The sequence below is a fragment of the Rhizobium subbaraonis genome (assembly GCF_900220975.1).
GTDB classification, from domain to species: Bacteria; Pseudomonadota; Alphaproteobacteria; order Rhizobiales; family Rhizobiaceae; genus Mycoplana; species Mycoplana subbaraonis.
In genome coordinates this window covers 197,466-217,465 of record NZ_OBQD01000005.1, presented here as the reverse complement: position 1 = coordinate 217,465, position 20,000 = coordinate 197,466, and the positions used below count along the sequence as shown (strand labels likewise).

At 64.0% G+C, this 20,000-nt stretch carries 15 protein-coding genes; 6 read left to right on the top strand and 9 right to left on the bottom strand.

The annotated features are described in order from the left end of the window. Nucleotides 1-76 precede the first annotated feature (76 nt). Nucleotides 77-964: an EamA family transporter gene (locus CRO48_RS09265; protein WP_097138416.1), complete on the bottom strand. Its 888-nt coding sequence runs from the start codon at nucleotides 962-964 to the stop codon at nucleotides 77-79. Nucleotides 965-1,277: 313 nt separating this feature from the next. After that, nucleotides 1,278-2,759 (bottom strand): NAD(P)H-hydrate dehydratase, encoded by a 1,482-nt coding sequence (locus CRO48_RS09260; RefSeq protein ID WP_097138414.1) that lies wholly within the window; start codon nucleotides 2,757-2,759, stop codon nucleotides 1,278-1,280. Nucleotides 2,760-3,124: 365 nt separating this feature from the next. Here CRO48_RS09260 and CRO48_RS09255 point away from each other — a divergent pair, with 365 nt between their 5' ends. The 3 genes from CRO48_RS09255 (at nucleotide 3,125) to hspQ (ending at nucleotide 5,559) form a co-directional block, all read left to right on the top strand. Then, nucleotides 3,125-3,463, top strand: coding sequence for a P-II family nitrogen regulator (locus CRO48_RS09255; protein ID WP_038542987.1), 339 nt, complete (start codon nucleotides 3,125-3,127; stop codon nucleotides 3,461-3,463). Nucleotides 3,464-3,526: 63 nt separating this feature from the next. Then, the gene (glnA, locus tag CRO48_RS09250) at nucleotides 3,527-4,936 is read left to right on the top strand and encodes a type I glutamate--ammonia ligase (RefSeq protein WP_097138412.1); all 1,410 of its coding nucleotides are present in this window, start codon (nucleotides 3,527-3,529) and stop codon (nucleotides 4,934-4,936) included. 287 nt (nucleotides 4,937-5,223) lie between these two features. After that, nucleotides 5,224-5,559, top strand: a complete 336-nt coding sequence (gene hspQ / locus CRO48_RS09245) for a heat shock protein HspQ (protein ID WP_097138410.1) — start codon at nucleotides 5,224-5,226, stop codon at nucleotides 5,557-5,559. Nucleotides 5,560-5,657: 98 nt separating this feature from the next. Here hspQ and CRO48_RS09240 read toward each other — a convergent pair whose 3' ends face one another. Beyond that, nucleotides 5,658-6,281, bottom strand: coding sequence for an invasion associated locus B family protein (locus tag CRO48_RS09240; RefSeq protein ID WP_097138760.1), 624 nt, complete (start codon nucleotides 6,279-6,281; stop codon nucleotides 5,658-5,660). A gap of 349 nt (nucleotides 6,282-6,630) precedes the next feature. Here CRO48_RS09240 and CRO48_RS09235 point away from each other — a divergent pair, with 349 nt between their 5' ends. Together CRO48_RS09235 and CRO48_RS09230 are read left to right on the top strand one after the other, a co-directional pair. After that, nucleotides 6,631-8,358: an extracellular solute-binding protein gene (locus tag CRO48_RS09235; RefSeq protein WP_097138758.1), complete on the top strand. Its 1,728-nt coding sequence runs from the start codon at nucleotides 6,631-6,633 to the stop codon at nucleotides 8,356-8,358. A 107-nt stretch (nucleotides 8,359-8,465) separates the two neighbouring features. Further along, complete coding sequence (locus tag CRO48_RS09230) at nucleotides 8,466-9,167, top strand: DsbA family oxidoreductase (protein WP_097138756.1); 702 nt, start codon at nucleotides 8,466-8,468, stop codon at nucleotides 9,165-9,167. 6 nt (nucleotides 9,168-9,173) lie between these two features. On the opposite strand, the gene mfd is transcribed toward CRO48_RS09230, so the two are convergent. Next, complete coding sequence (gene mfd / locus CRO48_RS09225; protein ID WP_097138409.1) at nucleotides 9,174-12,683, bottom strand: transcription-repair coupling factor; 3,510 nt, start codon at nucleotides 12,681-12,683, stop codon at nucleotides 9,174-9,176. After that, complete coding sequence (locus CRO48_RS09220; RefSeq protein ID WP_097138407.1) at nucleotides 12,680-12,997, bottom strand: FAD assembly factor SdhE; 318 nt, start codon at nucleotides 12,995-12,997, stop codon at nucleotides 12,680-12,682. Before CRO48_RS09220 ends, mfd begins: the two co-directional genes overlap by 4 nt. Nucleotides 12,998-13,262: 265 nt before the next feature. On the opposite strand from CRO48_RS09220, the gene recG reads away from it, so the two are divergent. Next, nucleotides 13,263-15,368: an ATP-dependent DNA helicase RecG gene (gene recG / locus CRO48_RS09215; RefSeq protein WP_097138753.1), complete on the top strand. Its 2,106-nt coding sequence runs from the start codon at nucleotides 13,263-13,265 to the stop codon at nucleotides 15,366-15,368. Between the two features lies 1 nt (nucleotide 15,369). Here recG and CRO48_RS09210 read toward each other — a convergent pair whose 3' ends face one another. From CRO48_RS09210 to glmU, 4 genes are all read right to left on the bottom strand, one after another. Next, nucleotides 15,370-16,068, bottom strand: coding sequence for a DUF502 domain-containing protein (locus CRO48_RS09210; RefSeq protein WP_097138405.1), 699 nt, complete (start codon nucleotides 16,066-16,068; stop codon nucleotides 15,370-15,372). Between the two features lie 22 nt (nucleotides 16,069-16,090). Next, entirely contained in the window at nucleotides 16,091-16,585 is a 495-nt protein-coding gene (locus CRO48_RS09205; RefSeq protein WP_097138403.1) for a GNAT family N-acetyltransferase, read from the bottom strand. Beyond that, nucleotides 16,582-18,408 (bottom strand): glutamine--fructose-6-phosphate transaminase (isomerizing), encoded by a 1,827-nt coding sequence (gene glmS / locus CRO48_RS09200; RefSeq protein WP_097138401.1) that lies wholly within the window; start codon nucleotides 18,406-18,408, stop codon nucleotides 16,582-16,584. The genes CRO48_RS09205 and glmS overlap by 4 nt, the downstream gene beginning before the upstream one ends. Nucleotides 18,409-18,629: 221 nt before the next feature. After that, nucleotides 18,630-19,997, bottom strand: coding sequence for a bifunctional UDP-N-acetylglucosamine diphosphorylase/glucosamine-1-phosphate N-acetyltransferase GlmU (gene glmU, locus CRO48_RS09195; RefSeq protein WP_097138751.1), 1,368 nt, complete (start codon nucleotides 19,995-19,997; stop codon nucleotides 18,630-18,632). Nucleotides 19,998-20,000 lie beyond the last annotated feature (3 nt).

Genomic DNA, 20,000 nt, shown 5'->3' with positions numbered 1-20,000 from the left:
TTTCGGCTGGCTGCGGCAGAAAGGCTTCGCGGTGAGGCGACCATGAAGGTCGCGCGCTGAGGGTGTCGCGTTGCGTCTATGCTGTCACGGGACGGCGCATGCGATCGACGATGCGGGGGCCGAGCGCGGTCAGCACCAGTCCGCAGACGACGAGGGCGGCTCCGGCGAGACGCGCGTTGCCGAAACTCTCGCCGAGGACGAGAGCCGAAGAGCTCATTCCGAACACGGGGACGAGCAGCGAAAACGGCGCCACGGTGGAGACTCCGTGTTTGCGGATCATGTAGCCCCAGACGCCGAATCCGAAGACTGTGGTGGCATAGGCGATGTAGGCGACGGCTCCGATCCCTTCCCAGGACAGGCTGGCGAGAGCCGCCATGTCGCGGTCCCATCCCTCCGTCAGAAGCGAGATGATGGCCAGCGGGATCGGCGGCACGAGGCTGACCCATACCATCAGCGCCAGCATGTCCACCTTTCCGACCTTCTTCATCAGGATGTTCGAAACGGCCCAGGACAGACCGGCGGCCAGCACCAGGGCGAGCCCGGTATAGGTGAAGCCGGCATCGACGGTCGTGGCGATCGCGGCCATTCCGCCAAGCGCGACGACAATGCCGGCAATCTGCACCGGCCTCGGCCGCTCGCCATAGATCGAAGCTGCCAGAATGACGGTAAAGAAGGCCTGCGACTGCAGCAGCAGCGAGGCAAGTCCGGCGGAAATGCCGATGTCCATGCCAATGAAGAGCAGGCTGAACTTCACGACCCCGAGAATGAGGCCGATGCCGAGAATGAGGCGTAGCGGCACGGCCGGGCGGGGCAGGAAGAAAACCAGCGGCAGGGCCGCGAACAGGAACCGGAGCGCTGAAAACAGGATCGGTGGAAAGTTCTCGATTCCGATCTTGATGACGACGAAATTGAAACCCCAGACGGCTGCGACCAGCACGAGGAGAGCGATATCGATCAGGCCCATGCGTTGGCGTCCACCATCTTCGCTGCGATTGGCAATGCTTTAGAACCGTTCGTCGCCAAAGGGAAGCGTGCCGGGCTCATGGGGTGCGGAGCGCGATGGGAACGTTCTGACTTTGACGTAAACCGGCGGAGATCGCCCAAGAAGCATGACGAGGATGCGTGATGCTTCGATGCGAGACACCGCGGGGCGCGCGCAGCCGCGCGAGAGCGTGGGCTTTGCCATAGCCTGCTGCCCCGCCAATCGCGTTACCTGAACTGACAGGGCAGGCTGCGATCGGAGCGCCGCACCGGAGAGCATGTGCCCCTGTCCCGTGTCACTCGAACTCGGCGATCCCCTTCAGGAAATCGACGAGGTCTTCGGCGGTCAGGCCGGGGCCGGCGCGGCGCGCGGCTTCTCCGTGTCGCCAGACACCGGCGGCCGCGGCCTCGAAGGCAGGCATGTCCTGGGCCAGATGCGCGCCGATGATGCCGGAAAGCACGTCACCGGAGCCGGCGGTGGCAAGCCACGGCGGGGCGTTGTCGTTGATCAGCGCCCGTCCGTCGGGCGCGGCGATCACCGTGTCCGCCCCCTTCAGAACGATGACCGCATGGCTGCGTACCGCCGCTGCCCGGGCCCTGTCGATCTTCGAAAGGGCGGCGTCTGAGGCAATATCGGGGAACAGCCGGGAGAATTCTCCGTCATGCGGCGTCAGCACGAGCCGCGTCTGCCCCCCGTCGAAGGCTTCGAACAGCGCTTCCGGCCGGTCGCGAAACGCCGTGATGCCATCGGCATCCAGGACCAGCGGCCGTTCACGCAGGCATGCGACATAGGCCCTCGCCCGGTCCAGGTCGCCGAAACCGGGACCGAGCACGAAGGCGGAATAGCGGGGATCGGCAAGAAGTCCGTCGAGAGCCGGCACACCGTCGATCTCGCGCAGCATCACTGCCGTCAGGTGGGCCGCATTGGCAGCACCTGCCTTGGGTGGCGAGAGCACGGTGACGAGCCCTGCCCCTGCATGCAGGCCGGCCGTCGCCGAAAGGCGCGCAGCGCCGGTGGCAAGCGGGCCGCCGGAGAAGACGGCCAGATGACCGTGCCCGTACTTGTGGGCGCTCGCTGCCGCTTTTGGCAGGCTCATCGACCAGACAGCGGGCACGTTGACGCGCAGGTGGTGGGACGCGGCAAGGACAATGCGGGCAGGAATGCCGATATCGAACACCTCGAGCTCACCGCATAGCGACCGGCCGGGCATCAGCAGGTGCCCGGGCTTCCGGCACATGAATGTCACCGTGTGGACGGCCTCGAAGGCGGCGCCGAGAGCCTGGCCCGTACGCCCGTCGACACCGCTCGGCAGGTCGACAGCCAAAACCGGCAGCGCCAGCCCGTTGATGCGGACCACGAGGTCGCAAACCGCGGGATCGAGATTGCGCGATAATCCCGCACCGAAAAGCGCGTCGATCACGACATCCCCGATCGCCGGCACATACGCCGTGAGCGACCCGACGGAGCCGAAAAAGCGCGCGCTCGCCTTGCCGGCGTCGGAACGGCCCCTCGGCGGGGCGAGCTGATAAAGGGAAACGGCGCACCCCGCCTCGGCCAACACCCTGGCGGCCACGTAGCCGTCGCCGCCATTGTTGCCCGGCCCGGCGAGCACGACAAATCGCAACGCGCCCGGGAAGCGGCGAAGCGCTGCGGCCGCCACCGCCCGCCCTGCCCGTTCCATCAGCGCCTCGCTGTCGATGCCGCTGTCGGCGGCCGCCTTGTCGATGCCGGCCATTTCCTCCGGCGTGACGACGATCGTTTCGAGTTCCCTGTGCATGGTCCGACAATGCACTTAAAGGATCACCGCCGCCAAGGCTTAAAATTTCAACGCCAAATGAGTAATAATTATGCATCTGCATCAATTTGGTGCTCAAAATACATGCGGAAAGCGGAGCGCGCCCTGTGGCCGACTCTGCGTCAACGAAAATTGCCGGCTTGCAGGCCGAATTTTAGGCACAAACCGCCGCTGCGGGGGTTGGGGAAGTCTGCGTTTGCTGAGGGTGCGACAACTCGTCCTGCGTGAGAGGCTTCCGCGCGTCGAAACTGGCACGCATTATGCAAAGATTGGCACGTTAAATGCATCAACATAGGCGGCAGGGTCCAAAACCTGCGCAAATGGGAGAAGCGGAGAGACATTTTCTCATGAAAAAGATCGAAGCGATCATAAAGCCGTTCAAGCTCGACGAAGTGAAGGAAGCGCTTCAGGAAGTCGGCCTGCAGGGCATCACGGTCACGGAAGCGAAGGGCTTCGGCCGCCAGAAGGGGCATACCGAGCTCTATCGCGGCGCCGAATACGTGGTCGATTTCCTGCCGAAGGTTAAGGTCGAGGTTGTCCTGGCCGACGAGAATGCGGATGCGGTGATCGAAGCGATCCGCAACGCAGCCCAGACCGGCCGCATTGGCGACGGCAAGATCTTCGTTTCCAACATCGAAGAAGTCATCCGCATCCGCACCGGCGAGACCGGCGTTGATGCCATCTAATCCCCGCCTGGCCGTCCGGCCCAGGTTTTCTACCTCGTCATCTCAAATAGGGACTTTCAAAACATGACGACTGCCAACGATATCCTGAAGCAAATCAAGGAGAACGACGTCAAGTTCGTGGACCTGCGCTTTACCGACCCGAAGGGCAAGCTGCAGCACGTGACGATGGACGTCTCCTGCGTCGATGAAGACATGTTCGCCGATGGCGTCATGTTCGACGGCTCCTCGATCGCAGGCTGGAAGGCCATCAACGAGTCGGACATGGTGCTGATGCCCGATCCGGCCACGGTTCACATGGACCCCTTCTTCGCCCAGTCCACCATGGTCGTCTTCTGCGACATCCTGGATCCGATCTCCGGCGAAGCCTACAACCGCGACCCGCGCGGCACCGCCAAGAAGGCAGAGGCCTACCTGAAGTCGTCCGGCATCGGCGACACCGTATTCGTCGGTCCCGAGCCCGAATTCTTCGTCTTCGACGACGTCAAGTACAAGGCTGATCCCTACAACACCGGCTTCAAGCTCGATTCGTCCGAACTGCCGTCCAACGACGACACCGACTACGACACCGGCAACCTCGGCCACCGTCCGCGCGTCAAGGGCGGCTACTTCCCGGTTCCGCCGGTCGACAGCTGCCAGGACATGCGCTCCGAAATGCTGACGGTTCTCGCCGAAATGGGCGTCGTCGTCGAAAAGCAGCACCACGAAGTGGCCGCCGCCCAGCACGAGCTCGGCGTCAAGTTCGACACGCTGGTGCGCAACGCCGACAAGATCCAGATCTACAAGTACGTCGTCCACCAGGTCGCCAACGCCTACGGCAAGACGGCAACCTTCATGCCGAAGCCGATCTTCGGCGACAACGGCTCGGGCATGCACGTTCACCAGTCGATCTGGAAGGACGGCAAGCCGACCTTCGCAGGCGACGAGTATGCCGGCCTCTCCGAGAGCTGCCTGTACTACATCGGCGGCATCATCAAGCACGCCAAGGCCATCAACGCCTTCACCAACCCGACGACGAACTCCTACAAGCGTCTCGTCCCGGGCTATGAAGCACCGGTTCTGCTCGCCTACTCGGCCCGCAACCGCTCGGCTTCGTGCCGCATTCCGTTCGGCACCGGTCCGAAGTCCAAGCGCGTCGAAGTCCGCTTCCCCGACCCGCTGGCAAACCCCTACCTCGGCTTCGCCGCCATGCTGATGGCCGGCCTCGACGGCATCAAGAACAAGATCCATCCCGGCAAGGCCATGGACAAGGACCTGTACGACCTGCCGCCGAAGGAACTGAAGAAGATCCCGACCGTTTGCGGCTCGCTGCGCGAAGCGCTCGAGAACCTCGACAAGGACCGCAAGTTCCTGACGGCCGGCGGCGTCTTCGATGACGACCAGATCGACGCCTACATCGAACTCAAGATGGCGGAAGTCATGCGCTTCGAAATGACGCCGCATCCGGTCGAGTTCGACATGTACTACTCGGCCTGATGCCGGTGGCTCCGGCACATGCCAGGAGCACGAATTGGAGAAGCCCGGCCGCGTGCCGGGCTTTTTCGTAAAGCGGCCAGACGTCGTGATCTGCCGGGAAAAGTGCGGCAGCGCGATTGCCGAGCCTCGGAAGGCCCTGCCGCTGGGCCCGGTGGAGGGCGCCTGGTGGGGAGCCCGTGCGGGCGGCGAAGCAAGGCGCTCCACTTAAAGCGGATTTTCCGTAAACGCGTTAACCCCTTGAGTTCTACGCGATCCTTCCCAAATATACCTTGAAAGGAAGGCCCGATATGAGAATCAGAACTGCGAAGTACGGCATAGGAGACGTGGTCCGCCACCGGACCTATCCGTTCCGCGGCGTGGTCTTCGACGTCGATCCCGAATTCGCCAACACCGAAGAGTGGTGGAATTCGATTCCTGCGGAAATTCGCCCGTCGAAGAACCAGCCGTTCTATCATCTGTTTGCCGAGAATGACGAAACCGAATACGTCGCCTATGTGTCCGAGCAGAACCTCGTACCGGACGACAGCGGCGTTCCGCTCAGGCATGCGCAGGTGCGGGCGCTGATGGCGCCGGACGATGGCGGGACCTATCACTGGAAGGTCGATGCCGGCATCGTCCACTGACCGTTCACGGACCACGGTCGGTTAGATTTCAAACATGTCGTGAATCAAAAAACCCGGCTTTGCGGCCGGGTTTTTCGTATTTTCAGGGAAAAGGCCGCTTACTGGCTCTTGGCCGCCTTCTGCGCGTCTTCGAGCTTCTTGCGTGCCTCGTCGGCCTTCTTCTGCATTTCTTCCTGCAGCAGGCGCTGGCGCTCCTCGAGCTTCGACTGCTCGATCGGCTCGCCGTCGAAGGCGCCGGTGAAGCCGGCGAGCGACATCTTGATCGGGTTGGGCGAACGCTGGAAATTGATCGAGGTGAACACGACCTCGCCGCCCTTCTTGAGGCTGGCAAGCATCTGGTCGGTCAGCGGCACTTCGGCCACGCACTTGTCGGGCATGCAGATGGCGTAGTCGAGCTTCTGCGACTTGCCGCCATCGATCTGCATGGCGACGCCCGGCGGGATCAGCCGCGCGCTCGGCACGGACACCTGCATGATCTTGCGGTTGACCTTGCCCTCGACCGTAATCAGGCCAACGGCCGTCAGCAACTGTCCGCCGCCGGCGGTCAGAAGGTTCTGGACGATGCAGACGTCGTTGTCTTCCTGCTTCGTGCAGACCTTGAACCAGCCCTGCGGCGCTGCGGCCTGCTGTGCGACGGCCGTCGAAGGCAGCGCGCTGGCAGCAAGCGAAACTGCAAATGCGGAAAGCACTGCCTGCTTGGTAAAGCTCGATTTGAAGATCATAACGGGTTCCGTCTCCTGAAGTCCGATGCCGAGCGTTTTTTTCGCCCTTGAAATGTTCCGGTCAGCTGTGCGCTCTCTGTCGGCGAATTGAGGCATTTGCATGACCCGCTTTCAGGCTCCCTGTTACAATGGGGCGCGATGGATATCCAGTCTTTCGTCGCATTTTTACCCGCACTTCCTGAAATAGAGGAACCATCATTGTTTGCCGCATGTCCAAGACTGTAAGTTGTCGCGAATCGATATGCGATGTTGAAGAGGAATCACGTTGCGAGTTCTGTTGACGGCACTCTGCCTTGCTCTTGCAGCCCCGTTCGGCCAGGCGCTTGCGGCACCGGTGCATGGTATAGCTATGCACGGCGAGCCCGCGCTGCCGCCGGACTACAAGCACTTTCCCTATGTGAATCCGGACGTAAAAAAGGGTGGCAGGATCACCTATGGCGTCGTCGGCACCTTTGATAACCTCAACCCCTTCATCCTGAAGAGCATGCGCACCACGGCGCGCGGCATGTGGGACCCCGAATTCGGCAATCTCGTCTATGAGTCGCTGATGCAGCGCTCGCGCGACGAGGCGTTCTCGATGTACGGATTGCTGGCCGAGACGGTAGAATGGGACGACGAGCGCAGCTTCATACAGTTCAACCTCAACCCGAAGGCGAAATGGGCGGACGGACAGCCGGTCACGCCGGACGATGTGATCTTCTCCTTCGAACTGCTGCGCGACAAGGGGCGTTCGCCGTTCAGCCGCAGGCTCGACGTCGTCGAGAAGACCGAGAAGATCGGTAAACACGGCGTCCGCTTCACCTTCAACGACAAGGCGGACCGCGAATCGCCGCTGCTTCTGGCCTTGTCCCCGGTCCTGCCGAAGCATGCGATAGACGTGGAGGGCTTCGACCGCACGTCGCTGGCGTTCCCTCTCGGCTCCGGTCCCTACCGGGTCAAGGACGTCCGGCCCGGCGAGAAGATCGTCTACGAGCGCAACCCGGACTATTGGGGCAAGGATATCCCCTCCAAGATCGGTTTCGACAACTACGACCAGATCAGCGTCGAATATTTCCTGCAGGAAAACACGCTGTTCGAAGCCTTCAAGAAGGGCAGTGTCGACATCTTCCAAGAGGGGAACCCGACGAAGTGGGCGCGGGGCTATGATTTCCCGGCCGTGACGTCCGGCGCAATCCTCAAGGAGGAATTCATGCCGAAGGTACCGTCGGGCATGCTGGGCTTCGTCTTCAACACCCGACGCCCGATGTTTGCCGATGCGCGCCTGCGCCACGGGCTGTCGCTCGTCTTCGATTTCGAATGGGTGAACAGAAACCTGTTTGAAAACGCCTACAGGCGGACCGAGAGCTTCTGGCAGAATTCCGAACTTTCCTCGCTGGGCGTGCCGGCGGACGAAAGCGAAAGGGCGCTGCTGGGGCCCGCATTGGCGCGAATCGAGCCCGAAATCCTGGACGGCACCTATCGCTGGCCGCAGACAGATGCGTCCGGCCGCGACAGAACGGTACTGAAGCAGGCCGTCATGCTGATGAAGGAGGCCGGCTACAGCATCAAGGACGGTGTGATGAGCGACGCCAACGGCAAGCCGCTCGCCTTCGAGATTATGACGCAGAACGCCGACCAGGAGAAGCTGGCGCTGGCCTATCAGCGGTTTCTCTCCGCCCTCGGCATCCGCGCCGCCGTCCGGACGGTGGACGATTCGCAGTATCAGAGCCGCACGCTGACGTTCGACTACGACGTGATCGTGCGTGCCTACGCCTCATCGCTGTCCCCGGGCCTCGAGCAGGCCGTGCGCTGGCGTTCGGACTATCGAGACCGTGAAGGCAGCGAGGCCTTCGCCGGCGCGAACGATCCCGATGTCGATCGCATGGTGGACGCGATCCTGAGCGCGCGCAGCGCCGAGGATTTTCGCTCCGCCGTCCGCGCCCATGATCGCCTCCTGCTTTCCAACCACTATGTGCTGCCGCTCTACCATCTCGGGCGGCAATGGGTTGCCCGGTACGACTATATCGCCCGTCCCGATGCCGTGCCGCTCTACGGCTACCAGCTTCCGGTCTGGTGGGATGCACGGGCACAGAAATAGCGCTGCAACCGCAGCGGGCGCAGCTTGTTCACGGGCTCACGGCCATTGAACTCATCGGGCAGGCAAACTATCTGCGGTTCATGAGCGACCAGGAAGGCGATCAGGACATGGAAAACGTAACGATCGACATCGTATCCGACGTAGTCTGCCCGTGGTGCTATCTTGGCAAGAAGCGGCTGGAGAAGGCAATCGACGCGGTCGCGGGCGACGTGAACGTCAACGTGACCTTCCGCCCCTATCAGCTCAACCCCGACATGCCGCCCGCCGGCCTCGACCACAAGAAGCACCTGGCGGAAAAACTCGGCGGTCGCGAAGCGGTCGACCGCGCCCATGGCATGCTCACAAATCTCGGCCATGAAGACGGTATCGAATTCAATTTCGACGCCATCGCACTGAGCCCGAACACGCTCGATGCTCACCGCTTGCTGCGGTGGGCAATGATCGAAAGCCCCGAGGTCCAGAGCAGGGTGTCGCAGGCGCTGTTCAAGGCCTATTTCGAGGACGGCAGAAATGTCGGCGATCGCAGCGTGCTTCTCGACATCGCAGAGGCCGCCGGCATGGACCGTGCCGTGGTCTGCGCCCTGTTTTCCGCCAACGCTGACATCGATTCAGTGAAGCAGGAAATCGGCATGGCGCGCGACATGGGGGTGACGGGGGTTCCCTGCTTCATCATCGACAATAAATATGCCGTGGTGGGCGCCCAGACCGTGGATGTGCTGGCCGGCGCCCTTCGCGAGGTGGCCGCATTGAAGAAGGCGGAAGCGGCCACGGAGGCCACGGGGGCCTGTACCGCTTCCTTCCCCCAATAATACGACTCAGGTCGATGCCTTCGCCAATGCCGCCAGTTGCGTCATCAGCTGGGCCGCGCCCGTGAGCCGCTTTTCCGGCGTCGGGAGGTCGCGTGAGAGGAACAGGCTCTGGTCCGGGCGGATCTTGGCCAGCGTGCCCTGCTTGGCGATATAGCCTACAAGCGCCGCCGGGTTCGGGAACTCCTTGTGGCGGAACTGCACGACGACGCCCTTCGGACCCGCATCCAGCTTCTCCACGTTGGCCACGCGGCAGAGCGACTTGATGTAGACGATCTTCAAGAGATGCTGCACCTCGATCGGCAGCGGGCCGAAGCGATCGATCAGTTCGGCGCCGAAGGCGTCGATATCCGAAAGCTCGGTGATCTCGCCAAGCCGGCGGTAGAGACCCAGGCGCAGGTGCAGGTCGGGCACGTAGTCGTCGGGGATCATGACCGGCGTGCCGACCGAGATCTGCGGCGACCAGCCGGTATCGACGATCTCCTCGTCGCCCTTGATCTCGGCCACGGCCTCTTCCAGCATCTGCTGGTACAGCTCGAAGCCGACTTCCTTGATATGGCCCGACTGCTCCTCGCCCAGCAGGTTGCCGGCACCGCGGATGTCGAGGTCGTGGCTGGCGAGCTGGAAGCCGGCGCCGAGCGTATCGAGCGACTGCAGCACCTTCAGCCGCCGCTCGGCCGTGGCCGTCAGCTTCTTGTTGACCGGCAGCGTCAGAAGCGCGAAGGCGCGCACCTTCGAACGCCCTACGCGACCGCGAAGCTGGTAGAGCTGCGCCAGCCCGAACATGTCGGCGCGGTGGACGATGAGGGTGTTCGCCGTCGGCACGTCCAGCCCCGATTCAACGATCGTGGTCGACAGCAGCACGTCGTAGCGCCCGTCGTAGAAGGCGTTCATGATGTCTTCCAGCTCGGTCGCCGGCATCTGCCCATGGGCGACCGCCACCTTCAGCTCCGGCACGTCCTGCTGCAGAAACTCCTGGATCTCGGCCAGGTCGCTGAGGCGCGGGCAGACGTAGAAGCTCTGGCCGCCGCGGTAATGCTCGCGCATCAGCGTCTCGCGGATAACGAGCGGATCGAAGGGCGAGATGAAGGTGCGCACCGCCATGCGGTCGACCGGCGGCGTCGTGATCAGCGACAGCTCGCGCACGCCGGTCATGGCGAGCTGCAGCGTGCGTGGGATCGGCGTGGCCGACAGAGTCAGCACGTGTACGTCACTCTTCAGCTCCTTCAGCCGCTCCTTGTGCTTGACACCGAAATGCTGCTCCTCGTCGATGATGAGGAGACCAAGATTGGCGAACTTGATCGAGCTGCCGAGCAGCGCATGCGTGCCGACGACGATATCGGTCTTGCCGTCCGCCACCTCCTTCTTGGTCAGCGCCAGTTCTTTCGAACCGACGAGGCGCGAGGCCTGCTGCAGCCGGATCGGCAGTCCGCGGAAGCGTTCCGTAAAGGTCTTAAAGTGCTGGCGGGCGAGAAGCGTGGTCGGCACGACGACGGCGACCTGCACGCCGTTCATGGCCGCGATGAAGGCGGCCCGCAGCGCAACTTCCGTCTTGCCGAAGCCGACGTCGCCGCAGACGAGCCGGTCCATCGGCCGGCCGGCACCGAGATCCTCGCGCACCGCGTCGATGGCGTTTGCCTGGTCCTCGGTCTCGTCATAGGGGAAGCGGGCGGCGAATTCGTCGTAGACGCCGTCCTGGGCGGCGAGCACCGGCGCATGGCGCACGAGGCGGGCGGCGGCGATCTGGATCAGGCCGTTTGCCATGTCCAGCAGGCGCTTCTTCAGCTTGGCCTTGCGCGCCTGCCAGGCGACGCCGCCGAGCTTGTCGAGGATCGCATCCGTCCCCTCGCCGCCATAACGCGACAGGAGGTCGATATTCTCCACCGGAAGATAGAGCTTGGCGTCGTCGGCGTAGCGCAATTCAAGGCAGGCATGCGGCGCGCCGGCCGCCTCGATTGTCTGCAGGCCGACGAAGCGGCCGATGCCGTGCTCGGCATGGACGACGATGCTGCCTTCGTCGAGGCCTGCGACCTCGGCGATGAAATCGGCGCCGCGCTTGCGCCGGCGCGAACGGCGGACCATGCGGTCGCCGAGGATGTCCTGCTCACCGATGAAGACAAGGTCGCCCGCCTCGAAGCCGTTCTCAAGGCTGAGCACCGCCGATCCCGCCTCGCCGGCCTTCAGCTTGCGCAGGCCCGACAGGTCGGCCACCGGCACGACGTTACCAAGCCCGTGCTCGGCCAGCACCTGCATCAGCCGGTCGAGCGAGCCTTCGCTCCAGCCGGTGACCAGCACCTTCTTGCCCGCCGACCGCAGGTCCGCGATGTATTTCACCACCTGATCGAAGACGTTGACGCGTTCGGTGCCGTCCTCGCCCTCCTTCGCCGCCTTCGCCCAGCGGGCGCCGGCACGTGCCTCCAGCGAATAAACGCGGCGCGCCTCGCCCTCGTGTTCGTTGAAGGGCGAAATGCGTATCGCGTCGCGTTCGTTGAGCAGCCGGGAAAAGCTCTCGTCGTCGAGATAGAGCTGCCCAGGCGGCACGGGCTTGTAGGGCGTCGCCTGCGCCAGCTGGCCCTTGGCGGAGGCCGAACTCAGCCGTGCGTCGTAATAGTCGCGGACAAGCTTCGAGCGCTCGGCGGCCGCCTCGCGCGCGGCATGGTCTGTGACGATCCGAAAGCCGGCGAGATAGTCGAACGACGTCTCCAGCTCGTCGTAGAACAGCGGCAGCCAGTGCTCCATGCCGGCATAGCGCCGTCCTTCCGAAACCGCCTGGTAGAGCGCGTCGTCGCGGGTCGTAGCGCCGAACAGCGACAGGTACTCCTTGCGGAAATGGCTGATCGTCTCCGGCGTCAGCGTCACCTCGCTCATCGGATTAAGGTCGAGGCTCCTGGCCTGCCCGGTGGTTCGCTGACTGGCCGGATCGAAGGTGCGGACGCTTTCCAGCGTATCGCCGAAGAAATCGAGGCGAACCGGCTCGGAACTGCCGGGCACGAAGACATCGAGGATGCCGCCGCGCACCGCGTATTCGCCGACCTCGCGCACGGTCGCGACCCGGTCGAAGCCGTTGCGCTCCAGCCGGGCGGCGAGATCGTCCATCCGCACCTGGTTGCCGGGCCGGGCGGAAAAGGCGAGCTGCGCGATCACCTGCCTCGGCGCCATCTTCTGCAGCATGGCATTGACGGTGATGAGCGCGATCGCCGGATGCGGCTTCTTTGCGTGCGCGATCAGGGCCGAAAGCGCCGAAAGCCTTCTGGCCGACGTGTCGGCGCTCGGAGAGACGCGGTCATAGGGCAGACAGTCCCAGCCCGGCAGTGTCAGCACCGGGATGTCGGGCGCAGCAAAGCCCAGCATCTGCTCCATGTCGCCGATCCGCTGGCCGTCGGACATGACATAGGCGACCGGCCCGAGCTCGCGGGCGAGTTCGGCCAGCACCAGCGATTCGGCGCCGCTCGGCACGGCGCCGATGGTGGCCGGCTGGCCGATCGTGGCGAGCGATGCGGTATCGAGGCCTGGAATCATTTCGCTTTTCCGAAATTTTCGGCCGTCACCGGCGAGAAATCAGGGGTGAAGGCGCAGATGCGTGGGAACAGGCCGGTGCGGAAACGCTCGGGAACGGGACGCTCGCCGGTAACCCACATCACTAGATCGCGGTCGTGCTCCGCCATGATCTCCTCCAGTTCGTCCAGTTCTGCTATCGACAGGGTCTCGATCTCGGCATCGGCGAACGACCCCAGCACCAGATCCATCTCGCGAATGCCGCGATGCCAGCAGCGGAAGAGGATGCGCTTGCGTCGCGGTTCGATATCTGCGCTGGAGCGTGTGGTGCCGGTCATGGCCTTGTCTTTCCCGCATGAGTTCTCGCCCGTCCGCCCGTTCGGAGCTTACGGGACCAGGCGCATCTCGGCCCGAGCACCGCTCCGCGGCCGCCACGGCTTCATGCGCGAATTCAATCGCTTGCTGCACGACGGTCTGTCGAGACCGGAAGGCAGGACGAGCGCCCGGCGGCAACGCCGAAAACCCTCGCCGGCGCTTCTATAGACGCTCGAAAGACGATTGTCAGCCTTGCCAAGCGGCAATCGTCCGGCGCATCTTGCGGCCATGCGTCCTGCCCTGCTCGATCCCCTGTTCGCCTCCCTCGCCTCGCTTGCCGGTATCGGCCCGAAGACGGGCGAATTGTTCGCGAAACTTCTCGGGCAGGAGAGCATCGACGACTGCCGCGTTGTCGATCTCGTCTTCCACCTACCGTACAGCGTGATCGACCGCCGCAACCAGCCCGGCATCGCGCATGCGCCGCAGGGCACGATCGTCACGGTTTCCGGGCGCGTCGACCGCCACCAGCCGCCGCCGCGGGGCAAGTCGAACGTGCCCTATCGCGTATTCCTCCACGACGATACGGGCGAGCTGGCGCTGACCTTCTTCCGCGCCAAGGGTGACTGGCTGGAAAAGAGCCTGCCGGTGGACGAGCAGGTCATCGTGAGCGGCAAGGTCGACTGGTTCAACGGCCGCGCCTCGATGGTCCATCCCGATTTCATGGTGAAGGCATCGGAGGCGGAGACGATGCCGCTGGTCGAACCGGTCTACGGGCTGACGGCCGGCCTTTCGCCGCGCACGCTGCGCAAGGCGATCGAGGCCGCGGTGGCGCGTGTGCCGCAGCTGCCCGAATGGATCGACGCGGCCCTTGCCGTGCGCGAAGGCTTTCCCGCGGCAACGGATGCCATTCAGGCTCTCCATCACCCTCATGAAGCCTCGGACCTCGACCTGCAGGCGCCCGCCCGCCGCAGGCTCGCCCATGACGAGTTCCTGGCCGGCCAGATCTCGCTGGCGCTGGTGCGCCAGACGTTGCGCCGCATCGCCGGCCGTCCGGTGGTGGCGACCGGAAAGCTGTCCGAACCGGTGCTTTCTGCCCTGCCCTTTGCTTTGACAGGCAGCCAGACTTTGGCGATCAGCGAGATCAAGGCCGACATGGCGACCGACCAGCGCATGCTGCGGCTTTTGCAAGGCGACGTCGGATCGGGCAAGACGGCGGTGGCGCTGATGGCGATGCTGGCCGCCGTCGAGGCCGGTGGGCAGGCGGTGCTGATGGCGCCGACGGAAATCCTCGCCCGACAGCACCATGCGACCCTGTCGAGGATGGCCGCGCCCACCGGCATCCACATCGACGTCCTGACCGGCCGCACCAAGGGCCGCGAGCGCGACGATATTCTCAGGCGCATCGAAAGCGGCGAAACGAACATCGTCGTCGGCACGCATGCGCTGTTCCAGGACAGCGTCGTCTACCGCGACCTGGCGCTTGCCGTCGTGGACGAACAGCACCGGTTCGGCGTCCACCAGCGGCTGCGGCTGACGGCCAAGGGGATCTCGCCGCACATGCTGGTGATGACCGCGACGCCGATCCCGCGCACGCTCGTGCTCGCCGCCTTCGGCGACATGGACGTCTCCAAGCTGACCGAGAAGCCCGCCGGCCGCCAGCCGATCCAGACGGTGGTGATGCCGCAGGAGCGCACCGGCGAGATCGTCGACCGGCTGCGCACGGCTATCGCCGAAGGCAAGAAGGCCTACTGGATCTGCCCGCTGGTCGAGGAGACCGAGGAATCCGACCTGATGTCTGTGGAAGAGCGGCACGAGACGCTGAAAAGCGTGTTCGGCGACGCCGTCGGCCTCGTGCACGGACGCATGAGCGGACCGCAGAAGGACGAAGCCATGCTCGCCTACAAGAACGGCGAGACGCGGCTGCTGGTCGCCACGACCGTCGTCGAGGTCGGCGTTGACGTCCCCGACGCCACGATCATGGTGATCGAGCATGCCGAGCGCTTCGGGCTCGCCCAGCTCCACCAGTTGCGCGGCCGCGTCGGGCGCGGCCAAGGGGCCTCCTCCTGCATCCTGCTCTACAAGGGACCGCTCAGCGAGAACGGCCGGGCGCGGCTCGGCATTCTGCGCGAGACCGAGGATGGCTTCCGGATCGCCGAGGAGGACCTGAAGCTGCGCGGCGAAGGCGAGCTGCTCGGCACCCGACAGTCTGGTACCCCGGGCTTTCTCGTTGCCAGTATCGAAGCGCACGGCGATCTTCTGGAGATCGCCCGCAAGGAAGCGGCCTACGTGCTGGAAAAGGATCCCAATCTGGAGGGCGAGCGCGGCCAGGCGATCCGCACCCTGCTCTATCTTTTCCGCCGCGACGAGGCGATACGCTTCCTGCGCGCGGGTTGATCTACTTGCGGAATTTCTCTTTCAGCTTTGCGGAGAACGGCGTCGGCGCGCTCACGAGCTTGTCCGGCGGATTGACGAGGCCGACCGAGATGATCAGCTTGGCCGCGTCCTCCGCGCTCATGTCTAGCAGTACGATCTTCTCGCGCGGCACGAAGACGAGGTAGCCGGCGGTCGGAAACGGCGTCGGCGGCAGAAAGCACGCCACCATGTCGCGGCCCATGGCATCGAACTTCGACTTCATCTCGCCCTTGGCATCGGTGGCAATGAAGACGACGGACCAAAGGCCGGCGCTTGGATACTCGATCAGCCCCGCCTTGTTGAAGGACGTCCCCTTCTCCTTCAGCACTGATTCGAAGATCTGCTTGAGGCTCTTGTAGATCGTGCTGACCAGCGGCGTGCGGTTGAGGATCGTCTCGCCAAAATTGACGATCGATCGTCCGATCAGGTTCTTGCCGAGAAAGCCCACGAGCGTGATAACGACCAGTGCAATCAAAAGCCCGAAGCCGGGAATGGCGAACTCGAAGTAGTTCTCCGGATTGTACTTTGTCGGGATGTACGGCTTCACCCAGCTGTCTGCCCAGTGGATGAACGTCCAGGTCAGCCAGATGGTGATCGCGATCGGGGCGCAGATGACGAGCCCGGTCAGAAAATTGTTGCGCAGCCGCGTGGCCACGGAAAGTCGCGGAACGATATCGGTCATCGCCAGTGTGCCGTCCGGAACCTCAGCCGAAGAAAGCCGGATGATAGGTAACCGTCCCGCCCGCGTAAACCGGAGAAAGAGCCAGCCTCATGAAATACTCGTGAGGGATGCCGGGCGAGGTAAAGGCGGGATCACAAGCGAAGCCGAAACGGGCATAATAGCCGGGATCGCCCGCCAGCACACACCCCTTCGCACCGATCTGCCTCAGGCGTTCCAGCCCCGCCCGCACAAGCGCGCTGCCGATACCGGCCCGCTGCCGAGCAGGTTCCACCGAGATCGGCCCGAGACCGAACCAGCCGCCGCCCTCGCCGGATACGGAAACTGGGGAGAACGCCACGTGACCGACGATGGTCCCGTTTTCCTCGGCGACGAGCGAGAATGTCAGCGCACCGGTTGCGCGCAGGCGCTCGATGATCGCCGGCTCCGATCCGTCGCTGTAAGGCATGGTGGCAAATGCCTCCGCCGTCAGGGCGCCGATGGCGTCCACATCCGCCGGCGTCTCGTCGCGGATGATCATTCGACCGTCACGGATTTCGCGAGGTTGCGCGGCTGGTCTACGTCCGTGCCCATGAAGACAGCGGTGTGATAGGCGATGAGCTGGATCGGCAGCGCGTAGAGCACCGGCGCGATGATCTCGTCGACGGCCGGCAGCACGATCGTCGCCATCGTTTCGAGCTTTGTCGCAGCCGCCCCGCGCTCGTCGGTGATGAAGATGATCCGGCCGCCGCGGGCCGCGACTTCCTGCATGTTCGAGACGGTCTTTTCGAAGAAGCGATCAAACGGCGCGATGACGATAACAGGCATGTTCTCGTCGATCAGCGCGATCGGCCCGTGCTTCAGTTCGCCCGCCGCATAGCCTTCCGCGTGGATGTAGGAAATTTCCTTCAGCTTCAGCGCGCCCTCCAGCGCGAGCGGATAGCTGGTGCCGCGGCCGAGATAGAGGACGTCTCTGCACTTCGACAGCTCGCGCGCCAGAAGCTCGATGGACGGCTGGATGGTGTTGAGGACGTTGGCGATCAGTCGCGGCGTTTCCGCGAGATTTCGCACCAGCGCGGCCTCTTCCTCCCCAGACAGCGTGCCGCGCGCGCGGCCGGCCTGTATCGCCAGCGACGCGAGCACGGCGAGCTGGCAGGTGAAGGCCTTGGTGGAGGCGACGCCGATCTCCGGTCCGGCCAGCGTCGGAAATACCACGTCGGCCTCGCGGGCGATGGTCGATTCGGGCGCATTCACGATGGCGCCGATCTTCAGCCCGGCATCCTTGCAGTAACGCAGGGACGCAAGCGTGTCGGCCGTCTCGCCGGATTGCGAGATGAACAGCGCCGCAGACGTCGGGTTCAGCGGCATTTCGCGGTAGCGGAATTCGGAGGCGACATCGATTTCCACCGGCAGCCGCGCTAGCCGTTCGAACCAGTACTTGCCGACGAGGCCGGCGAGGTAAGCCGTACCGCAGGCGGATATTGCAAGGCTAGAAACAGAAGAGAAATCAATCTCCTCCGCAGGCTTTCTCACCTTGTTTTCGATGAAGTCGATATAGTGACTGAGTGTGTGCGACACCACTTCGGACTGCTCATGGATCTCCTTCTCCATGAAATGCCGATGGTTGCCCTTGTCGATCATGTAGGCCGCAGCGCTGGAGACCTGCCGGCGGCGTTCGACCGGATTGCCCTCCAGATCGAAGATGTGCACGCCGTTGCGGCCCACCACCGCCCAGTCGCCATCCACCAGATAGGTGATCTCCGAGGTGAAGGGCGCAAGCGCGATCGCGTCCGAGCCCAGGAACATCTCGCCCTGACCGTGGCCGATTGCCAGCGGAGGGCCGTTCCGGGCGACCATGATGGTCGACGGATCGTCCTCGAACATCACCGCCAGCGCATAGGCGCCGCTCACCCGCTGCAGCATGGCGAGCATGGCGTCGCGCCGGCCGTAGCCTTCGCGCCGAAGCTTCGCCAGCAGCTGGGCTATGACTTCAGTGTCCGTCTGGGTGGCGAACGTCGCGCCGTCGGCGATCAGTTCGTCCTTGATCTCCGAGAAATTCTCGATGATCCCGTTGTGGACGACAGCAACGCCTTCGGTGAAATGCGGATGGGCGTTGCCCTCGGTCGGCGCGCCGTGCGTGGCCCAACGGGTATGGGCGATGCCGATCGTGCCTTCGAGCGGCTGTTCGGCAAGCCGGGCTTCCAGATTGACCAGCTTCCCCTCGGCGCGGCGGCGCTCCAGCCGACCGTCGCGGATGGTTGCCACGCCGGCCGAATCGTACCCCCGGTACTCCAGACGCTTCAACGCCTCCACCAGCCGCCCGGCGACAGGCTCCGTCCCGACGATGCCGACAATACCGCACATAAAACCACTCCGTCCTTGGACTGCCGCAGGTTTCGCGTCCGACAGCGGGACAGGAAAATGCGGCCATTGCATTCGGCGCACAAGCCGAAGCGAAAATCGATTCCGACTTTCGGCGGTATGCGGTGTAAGTGCCGCATTCTGGTAGTGATTTTTGGAGTGAGCGCAATCGTCCCGCGCTCACTTTCGGTTTCAGGCGTTAACGCCGAAGGCTACTCGGCCGCCTACTTCCGTGCTGCCTTGAGGGCGGCATTGCGTTCGCGGACGAGCCTGGCGCGCTCCGGCTTGTTTTCCTGGCGCGCCCGGCCGAAGGCGACCGCATCCGCGGGCACGTCCTCGGTAATGACGCTACCGGAGGCGACGTAGGCGCCGTCTCCGATCGTCACCGGGGCGACCAGCGCCGAATTGGAGCCGATGAAGGCGTTCTCGCCGATCCGCGTCTCGTGCTTGTTGATGCCGTCATAGTTGCAGGTGATGGTGCCTGCACCGATGTTGCTGCCCGCGCCGATGAACGCGTCGCCGATATAGGTGAGGTGGTTGACCTTCGCCCCCGCCCCTATCTCGGCCTTCTTCACCTCGCAGAAGTTTCCGACCTTCGAGTCCGGCCCAAGGTTGGCCCCCGGGCGCAGGCGCGCGAACGGGCCGACCGACGCGCCGGCGCTCACATGCGCGCCTTCAATATGCGAGAAGGCGTGGATGACGGCACCGCTTTCGACGGTCACACCCGGACCGAACACCACGTTCGGCTCGATCGTTACATCCTGCCCCACGGTTGTATCATAAGACAGAAACACGGTTTCGGGCGCCACCATCGAGACGCCGGACAGCATCAGCGCGGTGCGGCGGCGCTGCTGCCAGAGGCGCTCGATAAAGGCGAGTTCGGCGCGGGTATTGCAGCCGGTCAGCTCCTCCTCCGGCGCCTCGACCGTCGTGGCATGGCCGCCGGCTGCGCGAACGACTTCCACGATGTCGGTCAGATAATACTCACCCTTGGCATTGGCGTTGCCGATCTTCTCGATCAGGCCGAGCGCCTTGCGCCCATCGATCGCCATCAGCCCGCCGTTGCAATAGGGAATAGCACGCTCCGCCGGTGTCGCATCCTTCTCCTCGCGGATGGCGACGAGTTCGCCGTTCTCTACAAGCAGTCGGCCATAGCCGAACGGATCGGCGGCCATGAAGCCGACGACAACGACATCGCTGCCGCCGGCAAGCCCGGCGCGCGCGTCTTGCAGCGGCGTCTGCGTTAGAAGCGGCGTATCACCGAAGACGACCAGCACGTCGTCATAGCCCTTGGCGATCGCCTCGCGGGCCGCCAGGACCGCATGTGCCGTTCCCAACCGCTCATTCTGGATATAGGTCTCCGCCCTGACGGATGGATGGCGCGCCGCCGCCTCGACCTTTTCGGCGTCGCGCCCGAGAACGAGCGCAATCTCGCTGATGCCGGCCGCCGCCAGCGCATCGACGACATGGGCGATCATCGGCCGGTTGCCGATCGGATGCAGCACTTTCGACTGGGACGACTTCATCCGGGTGCTTTCCCCGGCCGCCAGAATGACCGCCAGGCAGCTGCGTTTGGTCTCTTCCTTTTGCATCGT